Genomic DNA, 19,422 nt, shown 5'->3' on the forward strand with positions numbered 1-19,422 from the left:
GCGCAGCCCGCAATAATGGTGGCAGATCCTTCCACCGAGCCTGCATGTCCGCCCGACAATCCCGTCTCAGCCGCCTGTGGGCCCACGAGAAGGCCAGTTACGGCCTGCGGGTGTTCATTGCCCTCACGGCAGCGGTGGCCGCGTGCTGGCAGCTGGATGCGCTGACCGCCCTGCCCGGCGTGTTCCTGGGCATCATCGCCAGCGCCATCGCCGAGACCGATGACAACTGGTGGGGCCGGACCAAGGCCGTGCTGCTGTCACTGCTGTGCTTCTGCATCGCCGCGGCGTCGGTGATCTGGCTGTTCCCGTGGCCGTGGGTCTTCATCGGCGCGCTGGCGCTGTCCACCTTCGGCCTGACCCTGCTCGGTGCGCTCGGCGAGCGCTATGCGTCCATTGCCCAGGCCACGGTGACGCTGGCGATCTACACCATGATCGGCCTGGAGCAACATGGTGCCAGCGACCTGCACAGCGCACTGGACGCCGTCAGCCACCTGCTGGCCGGTGCGGTCTGGTACGGCCTGCTGTCGATCCTGTGGACCGCGCTGTTCGCCAACCGGCCGGTGCGCGAGCGCGTGGCACGGCTGTACCAGGAACTGGGCCGCTACCTGCAGTTGAAAGCCGCCCTGTTCGAACCGGTGCGCGAGGCCGACCTGCAACGCCGCCAGCTCGACCTGGCCGAGCAGAACCGGCGCGTAGTCGGCGCGCTGAACGAGGCGAAGACCGCGATCCTGGCGCGCTTCGGCCGTTCCGGCCGGCCCGGCGTGAACTCCGGCCTGTACCTGCGCCTGTACTACATGGCGCAGGATTTCCACGAACGCGCCAGTTCTTCGCACTACCCGTACGGCGCGCTGGTCGATGCCTTCTTCCACAGCGACGTGCTGTACCGCTGCCAGCGCCTGCTCGATCTGCAGGGCCAGGCGTGCGCGCGGCTGGGCGAGGCGATCCGCCTGCGCCGCCCGTTCGTGTATGGCGAGAACAACCAGCAGGCCGGGCGCGACCTGGCCGATGCACTGGCCTACCTGCGTGACCAGCAGCGGCCACAGTGGCAGCGCCTGCTCGGTTCGCTGGACCTGCTGGTGCACAACCTGCGCAGCATCGAGCGCCGCCTGCTCGACGCCGAACGCTCCGAGGCCAGCCTCGACAACGTCGATACCCGCCTGCGTGACAGCAACCCGCACACGCTGCGCGAGATGGGCGTGCGCCTGCGCCAGCAGCTCACGCCCGGCTCGGTGCTGTTCCGCCATGGCCTGCGCATGGCACTGGCACTGATCGCCGGCTTCGCGGCGATCCGCCTGTTCAATGCGCAGAACGGTTCATGGGTGCTGCTGACCATCGTGTTCGTGTGCCGGCCCAACTTCGGCGCCACCCGCCAACGCTTGGCCCAGCGCATCGTCGGCACGCTCGCCGGGCTGGTACTGACCTGGGCACTGCTGCAGCTGTTCCCGCAGTTGCACGTGCAGCTTCTGATCGCATTGTTGTCGGCACTGCTGTTCTTCTTCACCCGCACCGACCGCTACCTGGTGGCGTCGGCAGCCATCACGGTGATGGCACTGACCTGCTTCAACCTGATCGGCGATGGCTTCGTGCTGATCGTGCCGCGCATGGTCGACACCGTGCTGGGCTGTGCGATCGCAGCGGCGGCGGCGTTCCTGATCCTGCCCGACTGGCAGGGCCGCCAGCTGCACCTGGTGCTGGCGCGCGTGCTGGACACCGCCGCACGTTACCTGGACTCGGTGCTGGGCCAGTACCGCAGCGGCATGCGCGACGACCTGGCCTACCGCATCGCCCGCCGCGACATGCACAACGCCGACGCGGCGCTGTCCACCGCGCTGTCGAACATGCTGCGTGAGCCCGGCCACGTGCGCCGCAACCTGGACGCCGGCTTCCATTTCCTGGCCCTGTCCAACACCCTGCTCGGCCACCTGTCGGCCCTGGGCGCACATCGCGACCAGGTGGACAGTTATGCCGGCGATCCGCTGGCATTGGCCGCCGGTGATCGCGTGCGCAAGGCACTGCAGCAGCTGGCGACGGCGCTGACCGCACGGCAGCCGGTCGCGGAGGACGACAGCGATGCGGATCGCGCGGTCGCCGCCGAGCTGGAGCAGATCGACGAGGCGATGCCACCGAAGCTGCAGCTGATCCGCACACAGATGGCGCTGGTGCTGCGCCTGCTGCCGAAGGTACGGGCGGCGGCCAATGAAGCGGTGACCAGCCTGACCTGATCCCTCACCGCTGAATCGGGCATGCCCTCCCCGCATGGCGTGGATCCACCGCGCCGCGTGCAACAACGCGTTGCGCCCTGCGCTGCATCCCGATCACGCCGCCGGATCGATACTGGGGCATCCCCCTGCCCTGGATGTCCCCATGAAGATCGAACTCGGCGGCCGCGCCGCACTGGTCACCGCCTCCACCGCCGGCATCGGCCTGGCGATCGCGCAAGGCCTGGCCGCGGCCGGGGCCACGGTGGTCCTCAACGGCCGCAGTGCCGACAGCATTGAACGCGCACGCCAGCACCTGCTCTCCACGGTACCGGGTGCCCATGTGCTTGGTGTCGCGGCTGACCTCTCGGATGCGGCCGGTGCCGAAACGCTGCTGGCCGGCCTGCCCAAGGTCGACATCCTGGTCAACAACGCCGGCATCTTCGGCCCCGAGGACTTCTTCGAGACCGACGACGCCACCTGGGAACGCTACTGGCAGACCAACGTGATGTCCGGCGTACGCCTGTCGCGTGCACTGCTGCCGGCCATGATCGACGCCGGCTGGGGCCGCGTGCTGTTCATTTCCTCCGAATCGGCGCGCAACATTCCGGCCGACATGATCCACTACGGGGTCAGCAAGACCGCGCAGCTGTCGCTGTCACGCGGCCTGGCCAAACGCGTGGCCGGCAGTGGCGTCACCGTCAATGCCGTGCTTCCAGGGCCGACGCTCTCTGACGGTTTCGCCGCGATGTTTGAAGATGAACGCCAGCGCAGCGGCAAGCCGCTGGAGCAGATCGGCCGCGAGTTCGTGATGGAGCATCGCCCGTCCTCGGTGATCCAGCGTGCCGCAACGGTCGAGGAAGTGGCCAACATGGTGGTGTACCTGGCCTCGCCGCAGGCCTCGGCCACCTCCGGCGCGGCGCTTCGCGTGGATGGCGGCGTGGTCGACGACATCGTCTGAGTCAGCCGGCAGGTGTGCGGACCAACGGTCCGCACCCACAGGTCCGCACCCACCGTCGTCGGGCTTCAGTAGTTCCACGCCATGCGTGGATGCATCCGGCCATGGTCCCGGCGGATAGGCAGGAATGCTAGGCTGCGCCGGTCAAGGAGGCTCCATGTCCGGTCACAACCAGTTCGCCCTGCTGCGCCAGCGCCGTTTCCTGCCGTTCTTCGTGGTCCAGGCGCTCGGTGCGTTCAACGACAACGTCTACCGGCAGGCGATCATCAGCATGTTGCTGTTCATGGCAGTGCCGGAGGAAGAACTGGGGCTGTACGCCACGCTGGCGCCAGCCATCTTCATCCTGCCGTACTTCCTGTTCTCGGCACTGGCAGGGCAGATCGCCGACAAGCTGGAAAAATCGCGGCTGATCGTGATCACCACCACCATGGAGATCGTGATCATGTCGCTGGCCGCCACCGGCTTCCTGACCCAGAGCCTGCCGGTGCTGCTGATCGCGCTGTTCTGCACCGGCATGCAGTCGACCCTGTTCGGCCCGGTGAAGTACTCGGTGCTGCCGTCGGTGCTCAAGCCCGAGGAACTGACCGGTGGCAACGGCCTGGTCGAGATGGGCACGTCGATGTCGATCCTGTCCGGCATGATCGTCGGCGGACTGGTATTCACCGTGGCCGGCAGCCACGGCACGGTGGTGGCGGCGTGCGCGATCATCGGCCTGGCCATCTGCGGCAACATCGCCGCGCGGCTGATTCCCAAGGTCGACGCCGGCGACCCGAACCTGAAGATCAACTGGAACCCGCTGCCGGAATCGCTGGCGGTGCTGCGCATGGCGCGCCAGCAGAAGGCGGTGCGCAACGCGATCCTGGGCGTGTCCTGGTTCTGGTTCGTCGGTACCGTGCTGACCTCGCAGCTGCCGGCCTACGCGGTGACCAATCTCGGCGGCGAGCCGACCCTGTACATCTTCGCCCTCGCCCTGTTCTCGGTCGGCACCGGCGTCGGCTCACTGCTGTGCGAAAAGCTGTCGGCACGCACGGTGGAAATCGGCCTGGTGCCGCTGGGTGCGTTCGGCATGACCGCGTTCCTGCTTGATCTGTACTTCGCCCGCAGCGGCGAGGCCGCCGTGCACGGGCTGACCGTCGGCACCTTCCTGCAGCAGCCCGGCAGCCTCCGCATCGTCATCGACCTGATCGGCATCGGCCTGTTCACCGGCATCTTCGTGGTGCCGCTGTTCGCGCTGATCCAGAGCCGCACGCCGAAGGCGCAGATGTCACGCGTGTTCGCGGCGCTGAACATCCAGAATTCCGGGTTCATCGTCGGCGCGGCCCTGCTGTCGCTGGCCGCGCACAAGCTGCTGCACTGGACCATTCCGCAGCAGTTCCTGGCACTGGCCATTGCCAACGCGCTGGTGGCGATCTACATCTTCACCATCGTCCCCGAATTCCTGATGCGCTTCCTCAGCTGGGTGATGGTGCGCACCCTGTACCGGTTGCGCCCGCACGGCATCGAGGCCAATGTGCCCGACGAAGGCGCCGCGCTGCTGGTCTGCAACCATGTCAGCTACATGGACGCGCTGATCCTGTCGGCGACGATCCCGCGCCCGGTGCGCTTCGTCATGTATTACAAGATCTTCAACATCCCGGTGATGCGCTGGATCTTCCGCACCGCCAAGGCGATCCCGATCGCCGGTGCGCGCGAAGACCCGGCATTGATGCAGCGCGCGTTCGACGAGATCGATGCCGCGCTGGCTGAGGGCGAGCTGGTCTGCATCTTCCCGGAAGGCGCACTGACCAGGGACGGCACGATGGCGCCGTTCAAGTCCGGCGTCGAGAAGATCCTCGAACGGCGGCCGGTGCCGGTGGTGCCGATGGCGCTGCGTGGCATGTGGTCGAGCATGTGGAGCCGCCGCGACAGCCGCCTCGGGCGCATGCGCGTGCCGCGCCGCTTCCGCGCCACCGTCGAGGTGGTGGCGGCTCCGGCCGTGGACGGCCACGGCACCGATGCCCCTGCGCTGGAAGCCCGGGTGCGCGCCCTGCGTGGGGATCACGCCTGACCGGAACGGCCCGCCAGGCGGGCCCGGCGACCTCCCCGCATACGCCACCGTCCAGTGGGGAGCACGTCATGCCGTGCATGTAAACGCATACATGCAACGCCGGTTGCGGTAGATTACGCACCCACAGGGGGGAGGTCCGGCCGATGCATCATGGCCGGCCACCAAGGAATGGAGTCTCGCTTTGAATCAACCACCACCGCTCAGCCGTCCGGTCTACATCCCCAACCATCTGGTCTGGGCGATCCTGACGACGCTGTTCTGCTGCCTGCCGTTGGGCGTGGTGTCGATCGTCTACGCTTCCCAGGTCGATGGCCGCCGCGCGGCCGGCGACCTGCCGGGGGCGTATAGCGCGTCGCGCAAGGCGGGCTGGTGGGCGGTGGCTTCGGCCGTGACCCTGCCGGTCCTGTTGCTGTTGTGGTTCGGGCTGTTCGGCGGCTTGGCCGTACTGGGCGCTCTTTCCGACCAATGATTCACAACCACCACCCATCAAGGAGCTTGAACCCATGAACACCGCTACTCCGCAGGTCCCGAACAACCTGGTCTGGGCCATCCTGACCACCCTGTTCTGCTGTCTGCCGGCCGGCATCGTCTCGATCGTCTACGCCGCACAGGTCAACGGCAAGCTGGCTGCGGGCGACATCGCCGGCGCCCAGGATTCGGCCGCCAAGGCCAAGAAGTGGGCCATCTGGTCGGCCATTGCCTGGGTCGTGGTGGTCGTGCTGTACGTGCTGTTCTTCGTTGTGCTCGGCGGCATGGGCGCGATGAGCAACAGCGGCTACTGATACGCCTGGACGGATCCGGCGCCTGCGCCGGATCCGTTGTTGCATGTCCGCGCTACCCGCCCGTTCCCGACTCGCCCGCTGGGCGCCGCTGCTGGTCTCCGCCGGCCTGGCCGTGGGTGCCACGGTGGTGCTGCGCAACGTCAATCCGTATGTCGCCGGCAATCCCTTGCCGAGCTGCCCGCTGTACGCGCTGACCGGCCTGTACTGCCCGGGCTGTGGCAGCACGCGCTGCCTGTATTCGCTGGTCCATTTCGACCTTCCGGGCGCGATGGCGATGAACCCGCTGCTGGTCATCAGCCTGCCGTTCCTGCTGCTGATGCTGCTGAACATCGCCGGCATCCGCCCGCGCGTGCTCGACCCGCTGATGCGGGTGCTGGCCAATCCCGTGTTCTGGCTCTGGGTGCTGCCCGGGTATGCGCTGCTGCGCAACCTGCCGTGGCCGCCGTTCACCGCGCTGGCACCGATCTAGGTTTCCAGCCAACGGCGCAGCCCCTCGTGGTGGGCGGCGTTTGTCGATCATGGGGTTGGCCGGATGGGTGGGCTGCGCAGGGGTCGCTGCAAGTACGTCCATGTAAGCTCGGTCGCCGCATCCATGCGGCTCACGCCCCTGCGCAGCCCACCCACCCGGCCACGGACAGTTTCCGTGCGCGTCCACCACGGAAAAGAAAAAGAAGATCAAAAGCGCAAGCGGATCGCTTCGCTGCGCTCGCTCGGAGCCGAGCATGGCTCGGCTCTACAGAACGTCAGTGCGCGGAAAACTGTCGAAGGCGGGGTGGGTCGGATGGCGGGGGTGTGAGCCGCATGGATGCGGCGACCAAGCCTCCATGGATGGATTCACGGCGTCCCCCGCCATCCGACCCACCCCGCCAACCCGCAGCAATCCTGCTGTTGCCGTTGCTGTTGCCTCTGCAGGTGCAGGGCTGCAAGCCCTGCAATACAACTACGTCACCCAGCCTGCAATCACCAGCAGGGCCAGGATCGCCAGCCACAGCAGCAGCATCCGCCACACCAGGCTCATCGCATCACGCAGGTCCGGCAGCCGTTGCCACACCGGCAGCAGTCCCGCCTCGGTGTAGTCGTGCGCATCCTCGCGCAGCTCGGCATTGACGCTGGCACGCGCCACCGCTCCCAGGAAACCGATGTTCCCGGCCAGGCGCTCGCCATGGGCCTGGCGCCAGGCCTTCCACGCCGTATCGAAGTTGCCCACCAGCGCCATCGAGAACGCCATCAGCTGCGCCACCGGCCACTCGATCCAGCCCAGCAGGCGCTGCGCCAGCGCCAGCGGTTCCACCGGCACGCGGGCGCGCATCGGGCTTTCGGCCATCAGCGCCAGCAGCCGGTAGCCCAGCGCACCGGCCGGGCCCAGCAGCAGGAACCAGAACAACACCGCGAACCAGCGCCGCAGCGCATTGAGCACCGTTGCTTCGACCAGCGACGGCACGTCCTCGCGCAGGCTGCCACCGGCCGCCTGCAGGTTGCGCACCGCCGCCTGCCGCGTCGCGGCATCGTCGGCGTCGATGATCGCTTCGATATCGCGGTCCAGGTCGCGCGGTCCCCAGCACCATGCCAGCACTACCACGCCCAGCAGCAGCGACGGCAGGCCGAACAGCACCCCGCGCAGCAGCCAGGCCAGCAGGGCCATCAGCAGCAGCGGCGGCAGCAGGGCCAGGGCCACGCCTGCGGGGCCCTGCCAGGCCTTGCCACCCCGGGCATCCAGCCAACCCAGCCAGCGCCGGAAGCCGTCGAAACGGCGCAGCGAGGCAGCAGCGGCCGGGGCGACATGGCCCAGGGCCAGCGCCACCAGCACGGCAGCCAGAGTGGTGAACATGGCGGGTCTCCCTACGAAACAGAACGCTCGCGCCGCTACCTTACCTGTCGCAGCGGCGCCCTCAGCGGTGAACCGGACTCTAACCCGGGCCGTGTTCAGGTGGCGGCAATACAGCCGTCGCGCACGACCCGGTTCAGCCCTTCTGCTGGCGGTACCAGTGCTCGATCAGGCCACGCGAAATCGAGATCGGCGGCGACACGCGGATGCCTTGGCCATCGTCCTCGACATCGCGTGCCAGCGCCGCGCCCACCTCGTCGGCACTGAACCAGCGCGCATCTTCCAGCTCACCGTCCACGCTCGGCAGATCATCCTGCGCCTGTGCACGGAAACCGATCATCAGCGCCCCCGGGAACGGCCAGGGCTGCGAGCCGAGGTACTGGCAGGCGGTCACCCGCACCTTGCTCTCCTCGTGCACCTCGCGCACCACGGTCTGCTCGAAGGTCTCGCCGGGCTCGACGAAGCCGGCCAGCACCGAGTAGCGGCGCGGCGCCCAGTTCGACTGCCGGCCCAGCAGCAGCCGGCCCTGGTTCTCCACCGCCACGATCACCGCCGGATCCACCCGCGGGTAATGCTCGGTGGAGCACTGCGCGCAGCGACCGACGAAGCCGCCACGGGCGAACGCCACGGCACCGCCGCACACGCCACAGAAGCGGGTACGCGAGTGCCAGTAGGACATGCCGCGGGCATAGCTGAAGGCGGTCGCATCGGCCATCGACCATAGCAGCGCGGCCTGGCGCAGGTCGAGGCGGCGTGGTGCGGTAATGGTCACGCTGCCGGCTTCAACTGAAAACCACGCCTGGTCGCCACGCAGGCCGAGGAAGATCGCGGCACCGGGGCCCCCGCCGATGTCGGCGCCGGTCAGCGCCAGTGGCTGATCGTCATCGCCGGTGAAGGCGCTGCCGTCCTGATCAAGCACGAGGATGCGCGCGCCCGGCCACAGGCGCGCCAGTGCATCGGCATCGTCGCGCAGGGCATCGGCGCGCTCCAGCGGTTCGCCCACGAAGGCGAAACCGGAAAGCGGCGAAGAAGTATTGGGCATCCGGCAAGCGTGCCGCCAATCGATGCAGGTGGCAAGCCGCAGGCTTTGCGGAAACCAGCGGTGGGTGTGGAGCCTGCTCCACACACCTTGTCGCGCAGGGGACGGGCCCCGCGCATCCACGCATGGCGTGGATCTACTACATGCTGAAACTGCTGCCGCAGCCGCAGGTGGTCTTCGCGTTCGGATTGCGGATCACGAACTGGGCACCGGTCAGGCTTTCGGTGTAGTCCACCTCGGCACCCATCAGGTACTGCAGGCTCAGCGGGTCGACCAGCAGGGTCACCCCGCTGGTCTGTACCGCCAGATCGTCCTCGGCACGGTTCTCGTCGAACTCGAAGCCATACTGGAAGCCCGAACAGCCGCCACCTTCGATGTACACGCGCAGGGCCAGGTCGGGGTTGCCCTCTTCCTGGATCAGGGATCTGACCTTGGCGGCCGCCGACTCGGTGAAGTTCAGCGGTCGCTCCAGCGACTGGTAATCGGGCGCGGCGGCCGGGGTGGCGCCGGGCAGGGAGACTAGCGTGCTCATGCCGTCAGCATGGGGGTGCCGAGGAGGGCTTTCAAGCCATCGCCTCGGCCAGCTTGCGGCGCGCGGCGGTGTCGCCCTTGCCGCCATTGGCGTCATCGGCCTCCGGGGCCGGCAGGGCCGCCATCGGGGCGCTGGCATGGATCAGGCGGCCGTTCAGCTGGGCGCCCGCATTCATCTCCACCACCTGGTAATGGACATTGCCGTTGACCCGCGCGCTCGGGGTCAGTTCGACCTTCTCGGTGGCGTGCACGTCACCGTCCAGGCGGCCGCTGATGACCACCACCTGGGCACGGATCTCACCCTCGATCACGCCATGCTCGGCGACCGTCAAGGTGGCACCACTGGCGCCTTCGGCGGCAATCACCTTGCCGTGGATGCGGCCTTCCACGTACAGGCCACCACTGAATTCCACATCACCGCGGATCACCACCTGGTTGCCGATCAGGGCATCCACCACCAGCTGGCCATCACGGTTGGATTTGCTGTTTCCGAACATCTGCCTACTCCCCTTTGCTGGCCGGCGCGCCGGCCTGTTTCCAGTCGAATACCTGGGTGGTACCCCCCGTACCACTCCCCAATGTCACCCGCACGCGTTGCGGGGTGAAGTCAGCCGGCAGCATCACGCTGCCGGTGATCTGCTGGAAGTACCGGAACGAGTAATCCTGTCCCGGTACCTTGCTGCGCTGGTGCAGATCATCCCAGCTGATCGTGGCCAGCTTGCCGTTCTTCACGCCTTCCACGGTGAAACGCATCTGCCCCTGGCTGATGGCACCGCGGTTGAGGTTCTGGGTCAGCACGGCGGTGTACTGCCAGGTGCCGGCCGCTTCCGGGCTGAACTCGATCGAATGGGTGTTCAGGCCCTTGCGCTGGCTGGTTGAACCGACCAGGCGCTCATAGAAGGCGACGTCGGCGCGCAGGCCGGCGATCTCCTCATCGCGCTCGGCCAGCGAGGACTGTACCTCGGTGTTGGCGGCGCGGCTGATGCGGTCGGAGGCTTCCAGCGTGGCCTGCTTCTGGCGCAGCTCGGTCAGCTGCGCCTGCAGCGTCTCGGCGTGCTTCTCGGCGGCCTGCAGGCGTTGGCCCTGCGCATCGCGCGGGGTCGCCATCCAGCAGCCGCCAAGCACCGCCAGCACCAGGCTGAGCAGCCAGATGCCGCCGATCACCAGAAGGCGGCGACGATCGACCGGCGATTGCGGCGCGCCGGGCAGGCGCACCTGCACGCGCATGGGAGGGCGGTTGTTCATGGGTGGTTTCCGGGGCATCGCAAGAGCGACACCGGTACGGCCCCTGTGGCAAACGACGGGCTAGTGTATGACAGGACGGGTGGGTTTCCTGCGCAGTGGCCGGCCACGGTCTGTGGCGTTCAGGCACGCCATCGCCGATAGTGAGGCCCCTCGCACAGTTCCGTCGCCGGAGCATCGCCATGACCGAAGCCCACCTGTTCGTGATCGGCATCCTGCTGGCCTGGCTGGCCGGCATCCGCGTCTACCTCACCGTGTTCGGCGTCGGCCTGGCCGGCCTGCTCGGCTGGGTCGACCTGCCACCGGCCCTGCAGGCCACCGAATCGTGGTGGGTGCTGGGTACCTCGGCGGCGCTGGCAGTGACCGAGTTCTTCGCCGACAAGATCCCCGGCGTGGACTCGGTGTGGGATCTGGTGCAGACCCTGGCACGCGTGCCCGCCGGTGCCTTCCTTGCCGCCGCCACGTTGTCGCCGGACGGCCAACTGGGGACCGGCGCACTCGCCGCCGGTGCCGGTGTCGCGCTGGCCAGCCATGGTTTGAAGGCCGGCACCCGCGCCCTGCTCAATACCTCACCGGAACCGGCCAGCAACTGGGTGGCGTCGGCCGCCGAGGACACCGTGGTGATCGGCGGCCTGGCGCTGGCCCTGGCGCACCCCTGGATCGCGCTGGTGGTGGTGCTGGCCTGCAGCCTCGCTGGCGCGCTGCTGGTCTGGCTGGTCTGGCGCACCTTGTGGAAAGGCGTGCGTTGGCTGGCGCGCGGCGCAGCGACGGACAGCCCGCGGCAACCCGGCACCGGTTGATCGCCGGGCTTGCCGCATAATGAAGGCGAACACCAGGAGCACCGATGGCCGCAATCGAATCCCCCGCGGGCGCCCGCCCGGGACGCGCTGAAACCCCTCCGGCCGATCATTGGCAACGCTGGGCCGTCGAGGCGGTCACCCACGCTCCCGCCGCACCGGCAGCGGTCACGGCACAGGGCGGCACGGCCGATGCACCGTCGATCAACAGCGCGCCGCCACCGCTTCCCGGCCCTTCAGCGCTGGCAGAAGCCGGCAACAACGACCAGGCGCCGCCCGCATCCGATTCGCCCTATCGCGTGCTGATCGTCGAGGACGATCGCGCCCAGGCACTGTTCGCGCAGAGCGTGCTGCACGGTGCCGGCATGCAGGCGATCGTGCACAGCGATGCCGACGGTGCGCTGCAGGCGATCAAGGACCACCGCCCGGACCTGATCCTGATGGACCTGCACCTGCCCGGGCTGGACGGCATGCGCCTGACCGCGCTGATCCGCCAGCAACCCGGCCTGCAGCTGCTGCCGATCGTATTCCTCAGCGGCGACCCGGACCCGGAGCGCCAGTTCGAAGTGCTCGACAGTGGCGCCGATGACTACCTGAGCAAGCCGATCCGCCCGCGCCACCTGATCGCCGCCGTGGCCAACCGCATCCGGCGCGCGCGTGCGCAGGCCGCGACCCTGCCAGGAGCCTCCGGTGCGCCGGCCACCAGCAATCCGGAAACCGGCCTGCCGACACGGCACCACGTATTGCAGCAGCTCAACGCCGCGCTAGCCCACCGCGACCCGGGTGGCGTGTTGTTCGTCGAAGTCTCCAGCGCGCTGGGCCTGCGCGAGCGCTATGGGTATGCCGCCTTCGAACGCCTGATGGTGCAGGCCGGCCAGCGCCTGGCCGAGGCGGGCCACCCGCACCTGCTGGCACGCCTGAACGACAACAGCTTCCTGCTGCTGGCGCGCACCGCCGATGAGGACAGCCTGGAAGGCATCGCCGCGGCCCTGCGTGAACAGCTGTCGGCGCGCGCGTTCGTGATCCGCGACGACGAATCCGTGCATCTGCGCGGCGTGGTCGGCTATGCCCCGCTGTCTTCCGGATTCGACGATGCCAACAGTGCCCTGGAAGCCGTCGAACGCACCACCCTGCAGGCGCGCCTGCTGAGCGCCGGCGTGGCCGGCCACGTGCACCGCGAGGCGACCAGCGAACAGGAGCATCTGGCGTTGCTGGAAGGCCAGCTGGAGCTGGCCTATCAGCCGATCGTCGCCGTCGCCGGCGGCAACACCGCGCAGTACCAGCTGCTGCTGCGACTGCGCCAGGCCGATGGCACGGTGCTGGCGGCCGGCCAGGTGATTCCTGCCGCGGAAGCCGCCGGGCGCATCGCCGACCTCGACCAGCAGGTGATGGACCATGCGCTGGGCCTGCTGGACCTGTACCGGCACGCGACCCAGCCGCTGAACCTGTTCGTCTCGCAGTCGCTGCGTACCCTGCAGCGCGATGCCTTCGCCGACTGGCTGCTGGAGTCGCTGCACCAGCGCGACCTGCCCGGCAGCGCGCTGGTCATCGATGTGCGCCTGCCCGACGCACTGATCCACACCGTGCCGCTGCTGCAGTTCTGCCAGCGCATGGCCGGTGCCGGCGTGCGCTTCTGCCTCAGCCAGTTCGAACCGGGTGGAGAAGCCGATGCGTTGCTGACCCACCTCCCGCTGTCGTTCGTGCGCATGGCAGCACGCTTCTCCAGCAGCCACGCCAACCCTGCCACCCGCGAGGAACTGCGCAGGGCGATCGAGCAGGCCCATGCAGCCGGGCTGCAGATCATCGGCCAGCAGATCGAAGATCCGCAGGCGGCGGCCGCGATGTGGGTGGGCGGCGTCGACTACATCCAGGGCAACATGGTGCAGTCGGCCGGCAGCGACCTGAACTTCGACTTCCACAACGCGGTGCTCTGACGTGCCGCTGTGGGGCGTGCTGCTGGTTGCCCTCGCCGTGGCCGCCATCGCGCTGCTGCTGTTGGGCCTGCGCCTGCGCGCGCGCAACCTTGCGTTGGCCCAGCTGCAGCGCGAACGCAGCGTACTGGCCGCCGAACGCGACCAGCTGCGCCGCACCACCGAACGCCAGGGGCAGCTGGAGCAGCAGCTGCTGCAGGCCAAGCAGGCCGCCGAGGCCGCGGTGCTGGCCAAGGGCGAGTTCCTGGCCACGATGAGCCATGAGATCCGCACCCCGCTCAACGGCATCCTGCCGATGCTGGAGCTGATCGCGCGCGGCCCGCTGGGCGAGGACCAGCGACAGATGCTGGCCACCGCCTCGGCCAGTTCGCAGCAGCTGCTGCGCATCGTCGACGACATCCTCGACTATTCACGGCTGGAAGCACAGGCGCTGGAACTGGAGATCACCAGCTTCAACCTGCGTGACCTGCTCGATGGCGTGGTGCAGCTGATGCAGCGCGCCGCCGACGCCAAGGGCCTGTCGCTGGCGTTGCAGCTGGACCCAGCGGTGCGCCTGCCGGTACGCGGCGACCCGGTACGCCTGCGCCAGGTGTTGAGCAACCTGCTGGCCAACGCGATCAAGTTCACGGCACGCGGCCAGGTGCTGCTGCAGGTACAGCGGTTGGGCGAAGGCGCAGCGCAGCACCAGCTGCGCTTCGAGATCATCGACACCGGCATCGGCATCGACGAGGTGCTGCAGGCGCGGTTGTTCCAGTCCTTCAGCCAGGCCGACGCCTCCACCACCCGCATCTACGGGGGTACCGGCCTGGGCCTGGCCATCTGCAAGCGCATCATCGACCTGATGCAGGGCCGCATCGGCGTGCAGTCCACGCCCGGCCAGGGCGCCACGTTCTGGTTCGAGATTCCGCTGCTGAAAGTGCCCGGCGACCTGCCGGCCATGGCACGTCCGCCCGCTGCACTGCTGCTGTGCAGCGCCGATGCGATCCTGCAGGCGCGCGTCGAACGCATCGCTGCCCACCATGGGCTGCAGGTGCAGGTGCTGGCACAGCCTGGCGCGGTGGTCGAGCGCCTGCGCGCGCCGCCACGCCCCGGGCAGCCGGCGCCGGCCTGGCTGCTGGTCGACGCGCATGCACGCCGCGCAGGTGAAGCCACGCTGCAGCAGGCCCTGGCCGAACGGGGTGAGGAAGACATGCTGCAGGTGCTATGGCTGCAGGACGACGCCGTTGCGGCGCGCCCGCGGCAGCAGCGGCTGCCCGCACGTTTCGATGATGCCGCCCTGCATGCGCTGCTGGCGGTGCCGGTCGCGCACGCGCGGCCCGCCGCATTGCTGGCCAATGCTGAAGACGGACTGCCCGCGCCGACGTTGCCGCCGTTGCATCTACGCGTGCTGCTGGTGGAAGACAACACGGTCAACCGGATGGTGGCCGAGCAGCTGCTGCGCGTATTCCAGTGCGAGGTGCGCAATGCCGCCGATGGCGAGCAGGCATTGCTCGCCCTGCGCGAAGGCGGCGTGGACGTGGTGCTGATGGACTGCCAGATGCCGGTGCTGGATGGCTACGCCGCCACCCGTCATTGGCGCGCCGAGGAAACGGCATCCGGGCGGCTGCGGCTGCCGATCATCGCGATGACCGCCAATGCGATGGCCGGTGACCGCGAACGCTGCCTGCAGGCCGGCATGGACGACTACCTGTCCAAACCGATCGCACGCGCCACGCTGCATGCGCTGCTGAAGCGCTGGGGACAGCGATCGGGCAATGCGGCAGCGTCGAACCCGCTCGGCGGCGATGCGCCCGCCACCGGCCCGGTCCTGACTGCCGAGCATGGCGCGGCCCTGCCGGGTACGAAGAGCCAGGCGGCGCCGCAACCGGTGCTGGATCGCGATGTACTGGACGAACTGCAGGCGGTGATCGGCGAGAGCGCCATCCAGATCGTCTCGGTGTTCCTGGACGATGCTCCGGCAATGGTGCAGCAACTGCAGCAGGCCGCGCAGAATGGCGACGCGCCGCGCATGCAGGCGATCGCACACAGCCTCAAGTCATCGAGTGCGAACGTCGGCGCGTTGTCGCTGTCTGCGGTGGCGCAGCGGATCGAGCATGAAGCCCGCAGTGACAGCCTGCAGCGCCCTGCCGTGGCAGTGGCGCTGCTGGTGGCCGAATTCGCCCGCGCGCGCGTCGCGCTGACGGGTTACCTGGCACAGCATCGATAGCGTCGAGCAAGCTCGACGCTACGTCACTCTTCCAGCTTGCTCAGCAGGTACTTCGGCTCGCCGATGCGCTCGATCAGGTCCAGCTGGGTTTCCAGCCAGTCGATGTGCTCTTCTTCCGAGTCGAGGATCTTCACGAACAGCTGGCGGCTGACGTAGTCACCGACCGAATCGGAATAGGCCACGGCCTCGCGCAGGGTGACCACGCCGTCGCGTTCCAGCGACAGGTCGCACTGCAGGATCTCGGTCGGGTTCTCGCCGATGCGCAGCTTGCCCAGCGCCTGGAAGTTCGGCAGGCCTTCGAGGAACAGGATGCGGTCGGCGAGCATGTCGGCATGCTTCATCTCGTCGATCGATTCCTTGTACTCGTGTTCGGCCAGTTCCTTGATGCCCCAGTTCTTCAGCATCTTGGCGTGCAGGAAGTACTGGTTGATCGCGGTCAGCTCGTTGTAGAGGACCTTGTTGAGGAATTCGATGACCTTGGTGTCGCCCTTCATGGGGATGCTCCTGCACGCTGAAAACGCAGGCACTTTAGCGCCTTGCGCAGCCTCGTGAAGGAACGCGAATCGTGCGCATTGGCCTGTGCGGCCAGTAGTGAAGGATGCGAAAGCGCGGCGTCAACGCGCCGCGAAAGAAACGGTCAGGCGACCTGGGCCAGGCCCAATACCGGCAGCGGCAGATCGTGGGTGGCACGCGCCTTGGCCAGCAGCTCGCCGGCCATGTCCAGGCAGGAACCGCAGGTGGCACCACAGCCGGTACGCATGGTCAGTTCGGCCACCGTGCTGACGCCATTGCCGGCGGCTTCGCGGATCTGGTGGTCGGTGACTCCGTTGCAGATGCAGACGTACACAGGCGGGAACCGGGCTGACAGGCCAGAAGCGGCCTGTTGGCTATTCCAATGGAAACGAGAATGGTTGTCAATCAGAGACCTGAACCATTCTCGATACCGTTCAGCCCGTCAGCTGGCCGGGCCGTCGCCCTGCGCCTTCTTCGGCCAGTAGCCGCGGGTCCGCGGGCGCTTGCGGGGTCGCTCGTGCCCGGCCGTATGGCCTGGCATCCAGGCCTCGGCGGCGCTCTTGGGCATGGCGGTGACGCCCTGCCCGGCCACGCCGCGCGCCAACGGCGCCAGGTGTCGCAGGGCACGCGCATAGACGCCGCGCTTGAACATCACCACATGCTCCACCGGGTACCAGAAGTCCACCCAGCGCCAATGGTCGAACTCGGGCGAGTCGGTGTGGTCCAGCTTCACATGGGATTCGTCGCCGGTCAGGCGCAGCAGGAACCAGACCTGCTTCTGGCCGATGCAGACCTGCCGCTCGTTGCGGCGGATGGCCCGCGCCGGCAGCTTGTAGCGCAGCCAGCCGGGTGTCGCCCCGAGCACTTCCACATGCTCAGGCAGCAGGCCGGTCTCTTCCTGCAGTTCACGATACATGGCCTCGACAGGCGTCTCGTCGGTATTCATGCCACCCTGCGGGAACTGCCAGCCGTCCCGGCGCACGCGTCGTGCCCAGAACACCTGACCATCCTGCCGCATCAGCACGATGCCGACGTTCGGTCGGTAGCCGTCCGGATCGATCACGATGCGGACTCCTAAAAAATCTACTGGTCGGGACTATCCCATGCCCTCTGCCGCCCCACAAGCACGATACAAAAGTGTTGACAGGGGCGATACACATCCGCAGAATAGCGGGCTCACCAAGGCTATGTAGCTCAGCCGGTTAGAGCACAGCACTCATAATGCTGGGGTCGGTGGTTCGAGTCCACCCATAGCCACCACACTGAAAATCAAGTTGTTTTCCAGTGTGAAAAGTGAGAAAATAGTTGCACGTTTTGCCCCGTCGCCAAGCGGTAAGGCACCTGACTCTGACTCAGGCATTCGGTGGTTCGAATCCATCCGGGGCAGCCAAATTAAAAGCAAAAGGCCAGATCGAAAGATCTGGCCTTTTGCTTTTAATTTGGTCACGCATCCCACCTTATCCCCGCGCCCGTCGGCGCGCCCCCTTGAACATCAAGGGGGCTCTCCCCCAGACAGAAACCGGGGTCAGGTATGCAGACCACGGGTAGTGCCGGCCGCTGGCCGGCAACCTCGAAATGCATGACCCCAGAACGACAAAAGCCCGGCCGAAGCCGGGCTTTTGCTTTTCCAACCAGCGGGCTCCCGAAGGAGCCCAACCAGGCGCAGTGAATCAGCGCTTGGAGAACTGGGTGGCGCGGCGGGCCTTGTGCAGACCGACCTTCTTACGCTCGACTTCACGGGCGTCACGGGTCATGAAGCCGGCCTTGCGCAGCTCGGACTTCAGGGTTTCGTCGTACTCGACCAGAGCACGGGCGATGCCCAGACGGATCGCACCGGCCTGGCCGGTGGTGCCGCCGCCAGCAGCGGTGACCAGGATGTCGAAGCTTTCGGTGTTCTTGGTCAGCTCGAGCGGCTGGCGCACGATCATGCGCGCGGTCTCACGACCGAAGAACTCGTCCAGCGGACGGCCATTGACGGTGATGTTGCCCGAACCCTTGCGCAGGAACACGCGAGCGGTGGAGGACTTGCGGCGGCCAGTGCCGTAGTTTTGAGTGATAGCCATGATTAGATATCCAGAACCTGCGGCTGCTGTGCGGCGTGCGGATGCTCAGTGCCGGCGTAGACCTTGAGCTTGCGGTACATCTGGCGACCCAGCGGGCCCTTCGGCAGCATGCCCTTCACGGCGATCTCGATCACGCGCTCCGGGTGGCGCTCCAGCGCCTGGGCCAGGGATTCGGTCTTCAGGTTGCCGATGTAACCGGTGAAACGGTGATACATCTTGTCCTGCAGCTTCTTGCCGGTGACGGCAATCTTTTCTGCATTGATGACGACCAGGTAGTCGCCGGTATCAACGTGCGGGGTGTAGACCGGCTTGTGCTTGCCACGCAGACGGCGGGCCAGCTCGGTGGCGAGACGGCCCAGGGTCTTGCCCTCGGCGTCGACGAGGTACCAGTCGCGCTGGACGGTCTCGTTCTTGGCAGTGAAAGTGCTCATGAAGAACTCTAGGTTAGGTCGGGCTCATTGCGGCGAAAGGCTCGCCGGAACTCTGCCACGCGTTGTGAAAAGGTGAAGCGTAAGAGGCGGGATTGTACGCACCCTGGCCGCCGGGCGCAAGTCGCCCCTGCCCCCGGGTTGGCAGGGCGACAGGGCCGGGCGAGAATCGGGCCCTCCCCGCCCCACCCGTACCGCCATGACCGCACTCCGCCAGACCACCCCGCTGGACCACCTGCTGACCGAGGCGCAGCGCGCCCTGGACACGGTGTTCGGCAACCCGCCGGCGGCCCGCCCCTACCCGGCCGCGGATACCGACGAGCCGGGCATGGACAGCACCGAGCGCCGCCACGCGGCGGGCCTGATGCGGATCAACCACGTCGGCGAGGTCTGCGCGCAGGGCCTGTATTTCGGCCAGGCGGCGGTGGCCCGCGACCCGGCCACGCGTGAACACCTGCTGGAAGCCGCCCAGGAAGAGACCGACCACCTGGCCTGGTGCGCCACCCGGCTGGGCGAGCTGGACAGCCGTCCCAGCCTGTTCAACCCGCTGTGGTACGCCGGCAGCTACACCATCGGCACCCTGGCCGGGCTGCGTGGCGACGGCTGGAACCTGGGCTTCGTGGTCGAAACCGAGCGCCAGGTGGAGGCCCATCTGGACGAGCACCTGGTCGACCTGCCGGCCGGTGACCTGCGCAGCCGCGCCGTCATCCAGGTGATGAAGGACGACGAGGCCCGCCATGCGGAACACGCCGAACAGGCCGGTGCCCGCCGCCTGCCGTTCCCGATTCCCGGGGCAATGGCGCTGGCCTCCAGGGTGATGAAGACCATCGCGTACCGGCTGTAAGCCCCAGATAGTGCCGGC

General features: G+C 67.7%; 20 protein-coding genes and 2 tRNA genes. 12 read left to right on the forward strand and 10 right to left on the reverse strand.

Translation table 11 applies throughout. The features are described from left to right. The first annotated feature begins 44 nt into the window (after positions 1-44). The 6 genes from yccS (at position 45) to N7590_RS18480 (ending at position 6,454) form a co-directional block, all read left to right on the forward strand. Positions 45-2,222, forward strand: a complete 2,178-nt coding sequence (gene yccS, locus N7590_RS18455; protein WP_279935781.1) for a YccS family putative transporter — start codon at positions 45-47, stop codon at positions 2,220-2,222. Positions 2,223-2,364: 142 nt separating this feature from the next. Then, positions 2,365-3,159: an SDR family oxidoreductase gene (locus N7590_RS18460; RefSeq protein WP_164241286.1), complete on the forward strand. Its 795-nt coding sequence runs from the start codon at positions 2,365-2,367 to the stop codon at positions 3,157-3,159. A 154-nt stretch (positions 3,160-3,313) separates the two neighbouring features. Next, a complete protein-coding gene (locus tag N7590_RS18465) occupies positions 3,314-5,203 on the forward strand; it encodes an MFS transporter (RefSeq protein ID WP_053511604.1) in 1,890 nt (629 codons plus the stop codon). A gap of 181 nt (positions 5,204-5,384) precedes the next feature. After that, the gene (locus tag N7590_RS18470) at positions 5,385-5,672 is read left to right on the forward strand and encodes a CD225/dispanin family protein (protein WP_008265497.1); all 288 of its coding nucleotides are present in this window, start codon (positions 5,385-5,387) and stop codon (positions 5,670-5,672) included. A 34-nt stretch (positions 5,673-5,706) separates the two neighbouring features. Further along, positions 5,707-5,985, forward strand: coding sequence for a CD225/dispanin family protein (locus tag N7590_RS18475; RefSeq protein WP_006473644.1), 279 nt, complete (start codon positions 5,707-5,709; stop codon positions 5,983-5,985). A gap of 43 nt (positions 5,986-6,028) precedes the next feature. Next, positions 6,029-6,454, forward strand: coding sequence for a DUF2752 domain-containing protein (locus N7590_RS18480; RefSeq protein ID WP_053450984.1), 426 nt, complete (start codon positions 6,029-6,031; stop codon positions 6,452-6,454). Positions 6,455-6,925: 471 nt separating this feature from the next. Here the strand turns inward: N7590_RS18480 and ampE are convergent, their stop codons facing one another. The 5 genes from ampE to N7590_RS18505 all read right to left on the reverse strand — a co-directional run bounded on the left by ampE (position 6,926) and on the right by N7590_RS18505 (position 10,625). Then, entirely contained in the window at positions 6,926-7,813 is an 888-nt protein-coding gene (gene ampE / locus N7590_RS18485) for a regulatory signaling modulator protein AmpE (protein WP_053509157.1), read from the reverse strand. A gap of 133 nt (positions 7,814-7,946) precedes the next feature. After that, the gene (gene nudC / locus N7590_RS18490; RefSeq protein WP_164241287.1) at positions 7,947-8,852 is read right to left on the reverse strand and encodes an NAD(+) diphosphatase; all 906 of its coding nucleotides are present in this window, start codon (positions 8,850-8,852) and stop codon (positions 7,947-7,949) included. Positions 8,853-8,988: 136 nt separating this feature from the next. Next, positions 8,989-9,381 carry an iron-sulfur cluster insertion protein ErpA gene (erpA, locus tag N7590_RS18495; RefSeq protein WP_049456218.1) on the reverse strand — a complete coding sequence of 131 codons (393 nt, stop codon included), beginning with the start codon at positions 9,379-9,381 and terminating at the stop codon, positions 8,989-8,991. A gap of 31 nt (positions 9,382-9,412) precedes the next feature. Further along, positions 9,413-9,877 (reverse strand): polymer-forming cytoskeletal protein, encoded by a 465-nt coding sequence (locus N7590_RS18500; RefSeq protein WP_008268410.1) that lies wholly within the window; start codon positions 9,875-9,877, stop codon positions 9,413-9,415. Between the two features lie 4 nt (positions 9,878-9,881). Continuing rightward, positions 9,882-10,625 carry a DUF6776 family protein gene (locus N7590_RS18505; RefSeq protein WP_164088052.1) on the reverse strand — a complete coding sequence of 248 codons (744 nt, stop codon included), beginning with the start codon at positions 10,623-10,625 and terminating at the stop codon, positions 9,882-9,884. 179 nt (positions 10,626-10,804) lie between these two features. Here N7590_RS18505 and N7590_RS18510 point away from each other — a divergent pair, with 179 nt between their 5' ends. From N7590_RS18510 to N7590_RS18520, 3 genes are read left to right on the forward strand one after another with little or no spacing between them, the layout of a single operon-like run. Beyond that, positions 10,805-11,422: a DUF4126 domain-containing protein gene (locus N7590_RS18510; protein ID WP_008268141.1), complete on the forward strand. Its 618-nt coding sequence runs from the start codon at positions 10,805-10,807 to the stop codon at positions 11,420-11,422. A 44-nt stretch (positions 11,423-11,466) separates the two neighbouring features. Next, a complete protein-coding gene (locus N7590_RS18515) occupies positions 11,467-13,353 on the forward strand; it encodes an EAL domain-containing protein (RefSeq protein WP_053509153.1) in 1,887 nt (628 codons plus the stop codon). A gap of 1 nt (position 13,354) precedes the next feature. Continuing rightward, the gene (locus N7590_RS18520) at positions 13,355-15,556 is read left to right on the forward strand and encodes an ATP-binding protein (protein WP_164241288.1); all 2,202 of its coding nucleotides are present in this window, start codon (positions 13,355-13,357) and stop codon (positions 15,554-15,556) included. Positions 15,557-15,579: 23 nt separating this feature from the next. Here N7590_RS18520 and bfr read toward each other — a convergent pair whose 3' ends face one another. The 3 genes from bfr to N7590_RS18535 form a co-directional block, all read right to left on the reverse strand. Then, positions 15,580-16,050 carry a bacterioferritin gene (gene bfr / locus N7590_RS18525; RefSeq protein ID WP_005419804.1) on the reverse strand — a complete coding sequence of 157 codons (471 nt, stop codon included), beginning with the start codon at positions 16,048-16,050 and terminating at the stop codon, positions 15,580-15,582. Between the two features lie 143 nt (positions 16,051-16,193). Then, a complete protein-coding gene (locus N7590_RS18530) occupies positions 16,194-16,403 on the reverse strand; it encodes a bacterioferritin-associated ferredoxin (RefSeq protein ID WP_006473776.1) in 210 nt (69 codons plus the stop codon). Positions 16,404-16,511: 108 nt separating this feature from the next. Next, on the reverse strand, positions 16,512-17,132 hold the full coding sequence (locus N7590_RS18535) for an RNA pyrophosphohydrolase (protein WP_008265361.1): 621 nt from the start codon (positions 17,130-17,132) through the stop codon (positions 16,512-16,514). Positions 17,133-17,252: 120 nt separating this feature from the next. On the opposite strand from N7590_RS18535, the gene N7590_RS18540 reads away from it, so the two are divergent. Both N7590_RS18540 and N7590_RS18545 read left to right on the forward strand, forming a co-directional pair. Next, positions 17,253-17,329, forward strand: a tRNA-Met gene (locus tag N7590_RS18540). Between the two features lie 55 nt (positions 17,330-17,384). Further along, positions 17,385-17,459: transfer RNA gene (locus N7590_RS18545), tRNA-Gln, on the forward strand. Positions 17,460-17,739: 280 nt separating this feature from the next. Here N7590_RS18545 and rpsI read toward each other — a convergent pair. Further along, the gene (rpsI, locus tag N7590_RS18550) at positions 17,740-18,132 is read right to left on the reverse strand and encodes a 30S ribosomal protein S9 (RefSeq protein WP_005411311.1); all 393 of its coding nucleotides are present in this window, start codon (positions 18,130-18,132) and stop codon (positions 17,740-17,742) included. Positions 18,133-18,134: 2 nt separating this feature from the next. After that, positions 18,135-18,563, reverse strand: coding sequence for a 50S ribosomal protein L13 (rplM, locus tag N7590_RS18555; protein WP_005414692.1), 429 nt, complete (start codon positions 18,561-18,563; stop codon positions 18,135-18,137). A 196-nt stretch (positions 18,564-18,759) separates the two neighbouring features. Between rplM and coq7 the strand changes: the two genes are divergently transcribed. Next, positions 18,760-19,404 carry a 2-polyprenyl-3-methyl-6-methoxy-1,4-benzoquinone monooxygenase gene (gene coq7 / locus N7590_RS18560; protein ID WP_053509146.1) on the forward strand — a complete coding sequence of 215 codons (645 nt, stop codon included), beginning with the start codon at positions 18,760-18,762 and terminating at the stop codon, positions 19,402-19,404. Positions 19,405-19,422: the final 18 nt, after the last annotated feature.

The sequence above is a fragment of the Stenotrophomonas sp. GD04024 genome (assembly GCF_029837545.1).
Classification (GTDB): Bacteria; Pseudomonadota; Gammaproteobacteria; order Xanthomonadales; family Xanthomonadaceae; genus Stenotrophomonas; species Stenotrophomonas forensis.

Bases quoted from the DNA above. Each gene is read 5' to 3' on its own strand.
- N7590_RS18510 (WP_008268141.1), top strand. From the start codon at position 10,805: ATGACCGAAGCCCACCTGTTCGTGATCGGCATCCTGCTGGCCTGGCTG.
- erpA (WP_049456218.1), bottom strand. From the start codon at position 9,381: ATGAGCACGCTAGTCTCCCTGCCCGGCGCCACCCCGGCCGCCGCGCCC.
- N7590_RS18515 (WP_053509153.1), top strand. From the start codon at position 11,467: ATGGCCGCAATCGAATCCCCCGCGGGCGCCCGCCCGGGACGCGCTGAA.
- N7590_RS18475 (WP_006473644.1), top strand. From the start codon at position 5,707: ATGAACACCGCTACTCCGCAGGTCCCGAACAACCTGGTCTGGGCCATC.
- N7590_RS18500 (WP_008268410.1), bottom strand. From the start codon at position 9,877: ATGTTCGGAAACAGCAAATCCAACCGTGATGGCCAGCTGGTGGTGGAT.
- coq7 (WP_053509146.1), top strand. From the start codon at position 18,760: ATGACCGCACTCCGCCAGACCACCCCGCTGGACCACCTGCTGACCGAG.
- N7590_RS18480 (WP_053450984.1), top strand. From the start codon at position 6,029: ATGTCCGCGCTACCCGCCCGTTCCCGACTCGCCCGCTGGGCGCCGCTG.
- N7590_RS18505 (WP_164088052.1), bottom strand. From the start codon at position 10,625: ATGAACAACCGCCCTCCCATGCGCGTGCAGGTGCGCCTGCCCGGCGCG.
- ampE (WP_053509157.1), bottom strand. From the start codon at position 7,813: ATGTTCACCACTCTGGCTGCCGTGCTGGTGGCGCTGGCCCTGGGCCAT.
- rpsI (WP_005411311.1), bottom strand. From the start codon at position 18,132: ATGGCTATCACTCAAAACTACGGCACTGGCCGCCGCAAGTCCTCCACC.
- yccS (WP_279935781.1), top strand. From the start codon at position 45: ATGTCCGCCCGACAATCCCGTCTCAGCCGCCTGTGGGCCCACGAGAAG.
- N7590_RS18465 (WP_053511604.1), top strand. From the start codon at position 3,314: ATGTCCGGTCACAACCAGTTCGCCCTGCTGCGCCAGCGCCGTTTCCTG.
- rplM (WP_005414692.1), bottom strand. From the start codon at position 18,563: ATGAGCACTTTCACTGCCAAGAACGAGACCGTCCAGCGCGACTGGTAC.
- nudC (WP_164241287.1), bottom strand. From the start codon at position 8,852: ATGCCCAATACTTCTTCGCCGCTTTCCGGTTTCGCCTTCGTGGGCGAA.
- bfr (WP_005419804.1), bottom strand. From the start codon at position 16,050: ATGAAGGGCGACACCAAGGTCATCGAATTCCTCAACAAGGTCCTCTAC.
- N7590_RS18460 (WP_164241286.1), top strand. From the start codon at position 2,365: ATGAAGATCGAACTCGGCGGCCGCGCCGCACTGGTCACCGCCTCCACC.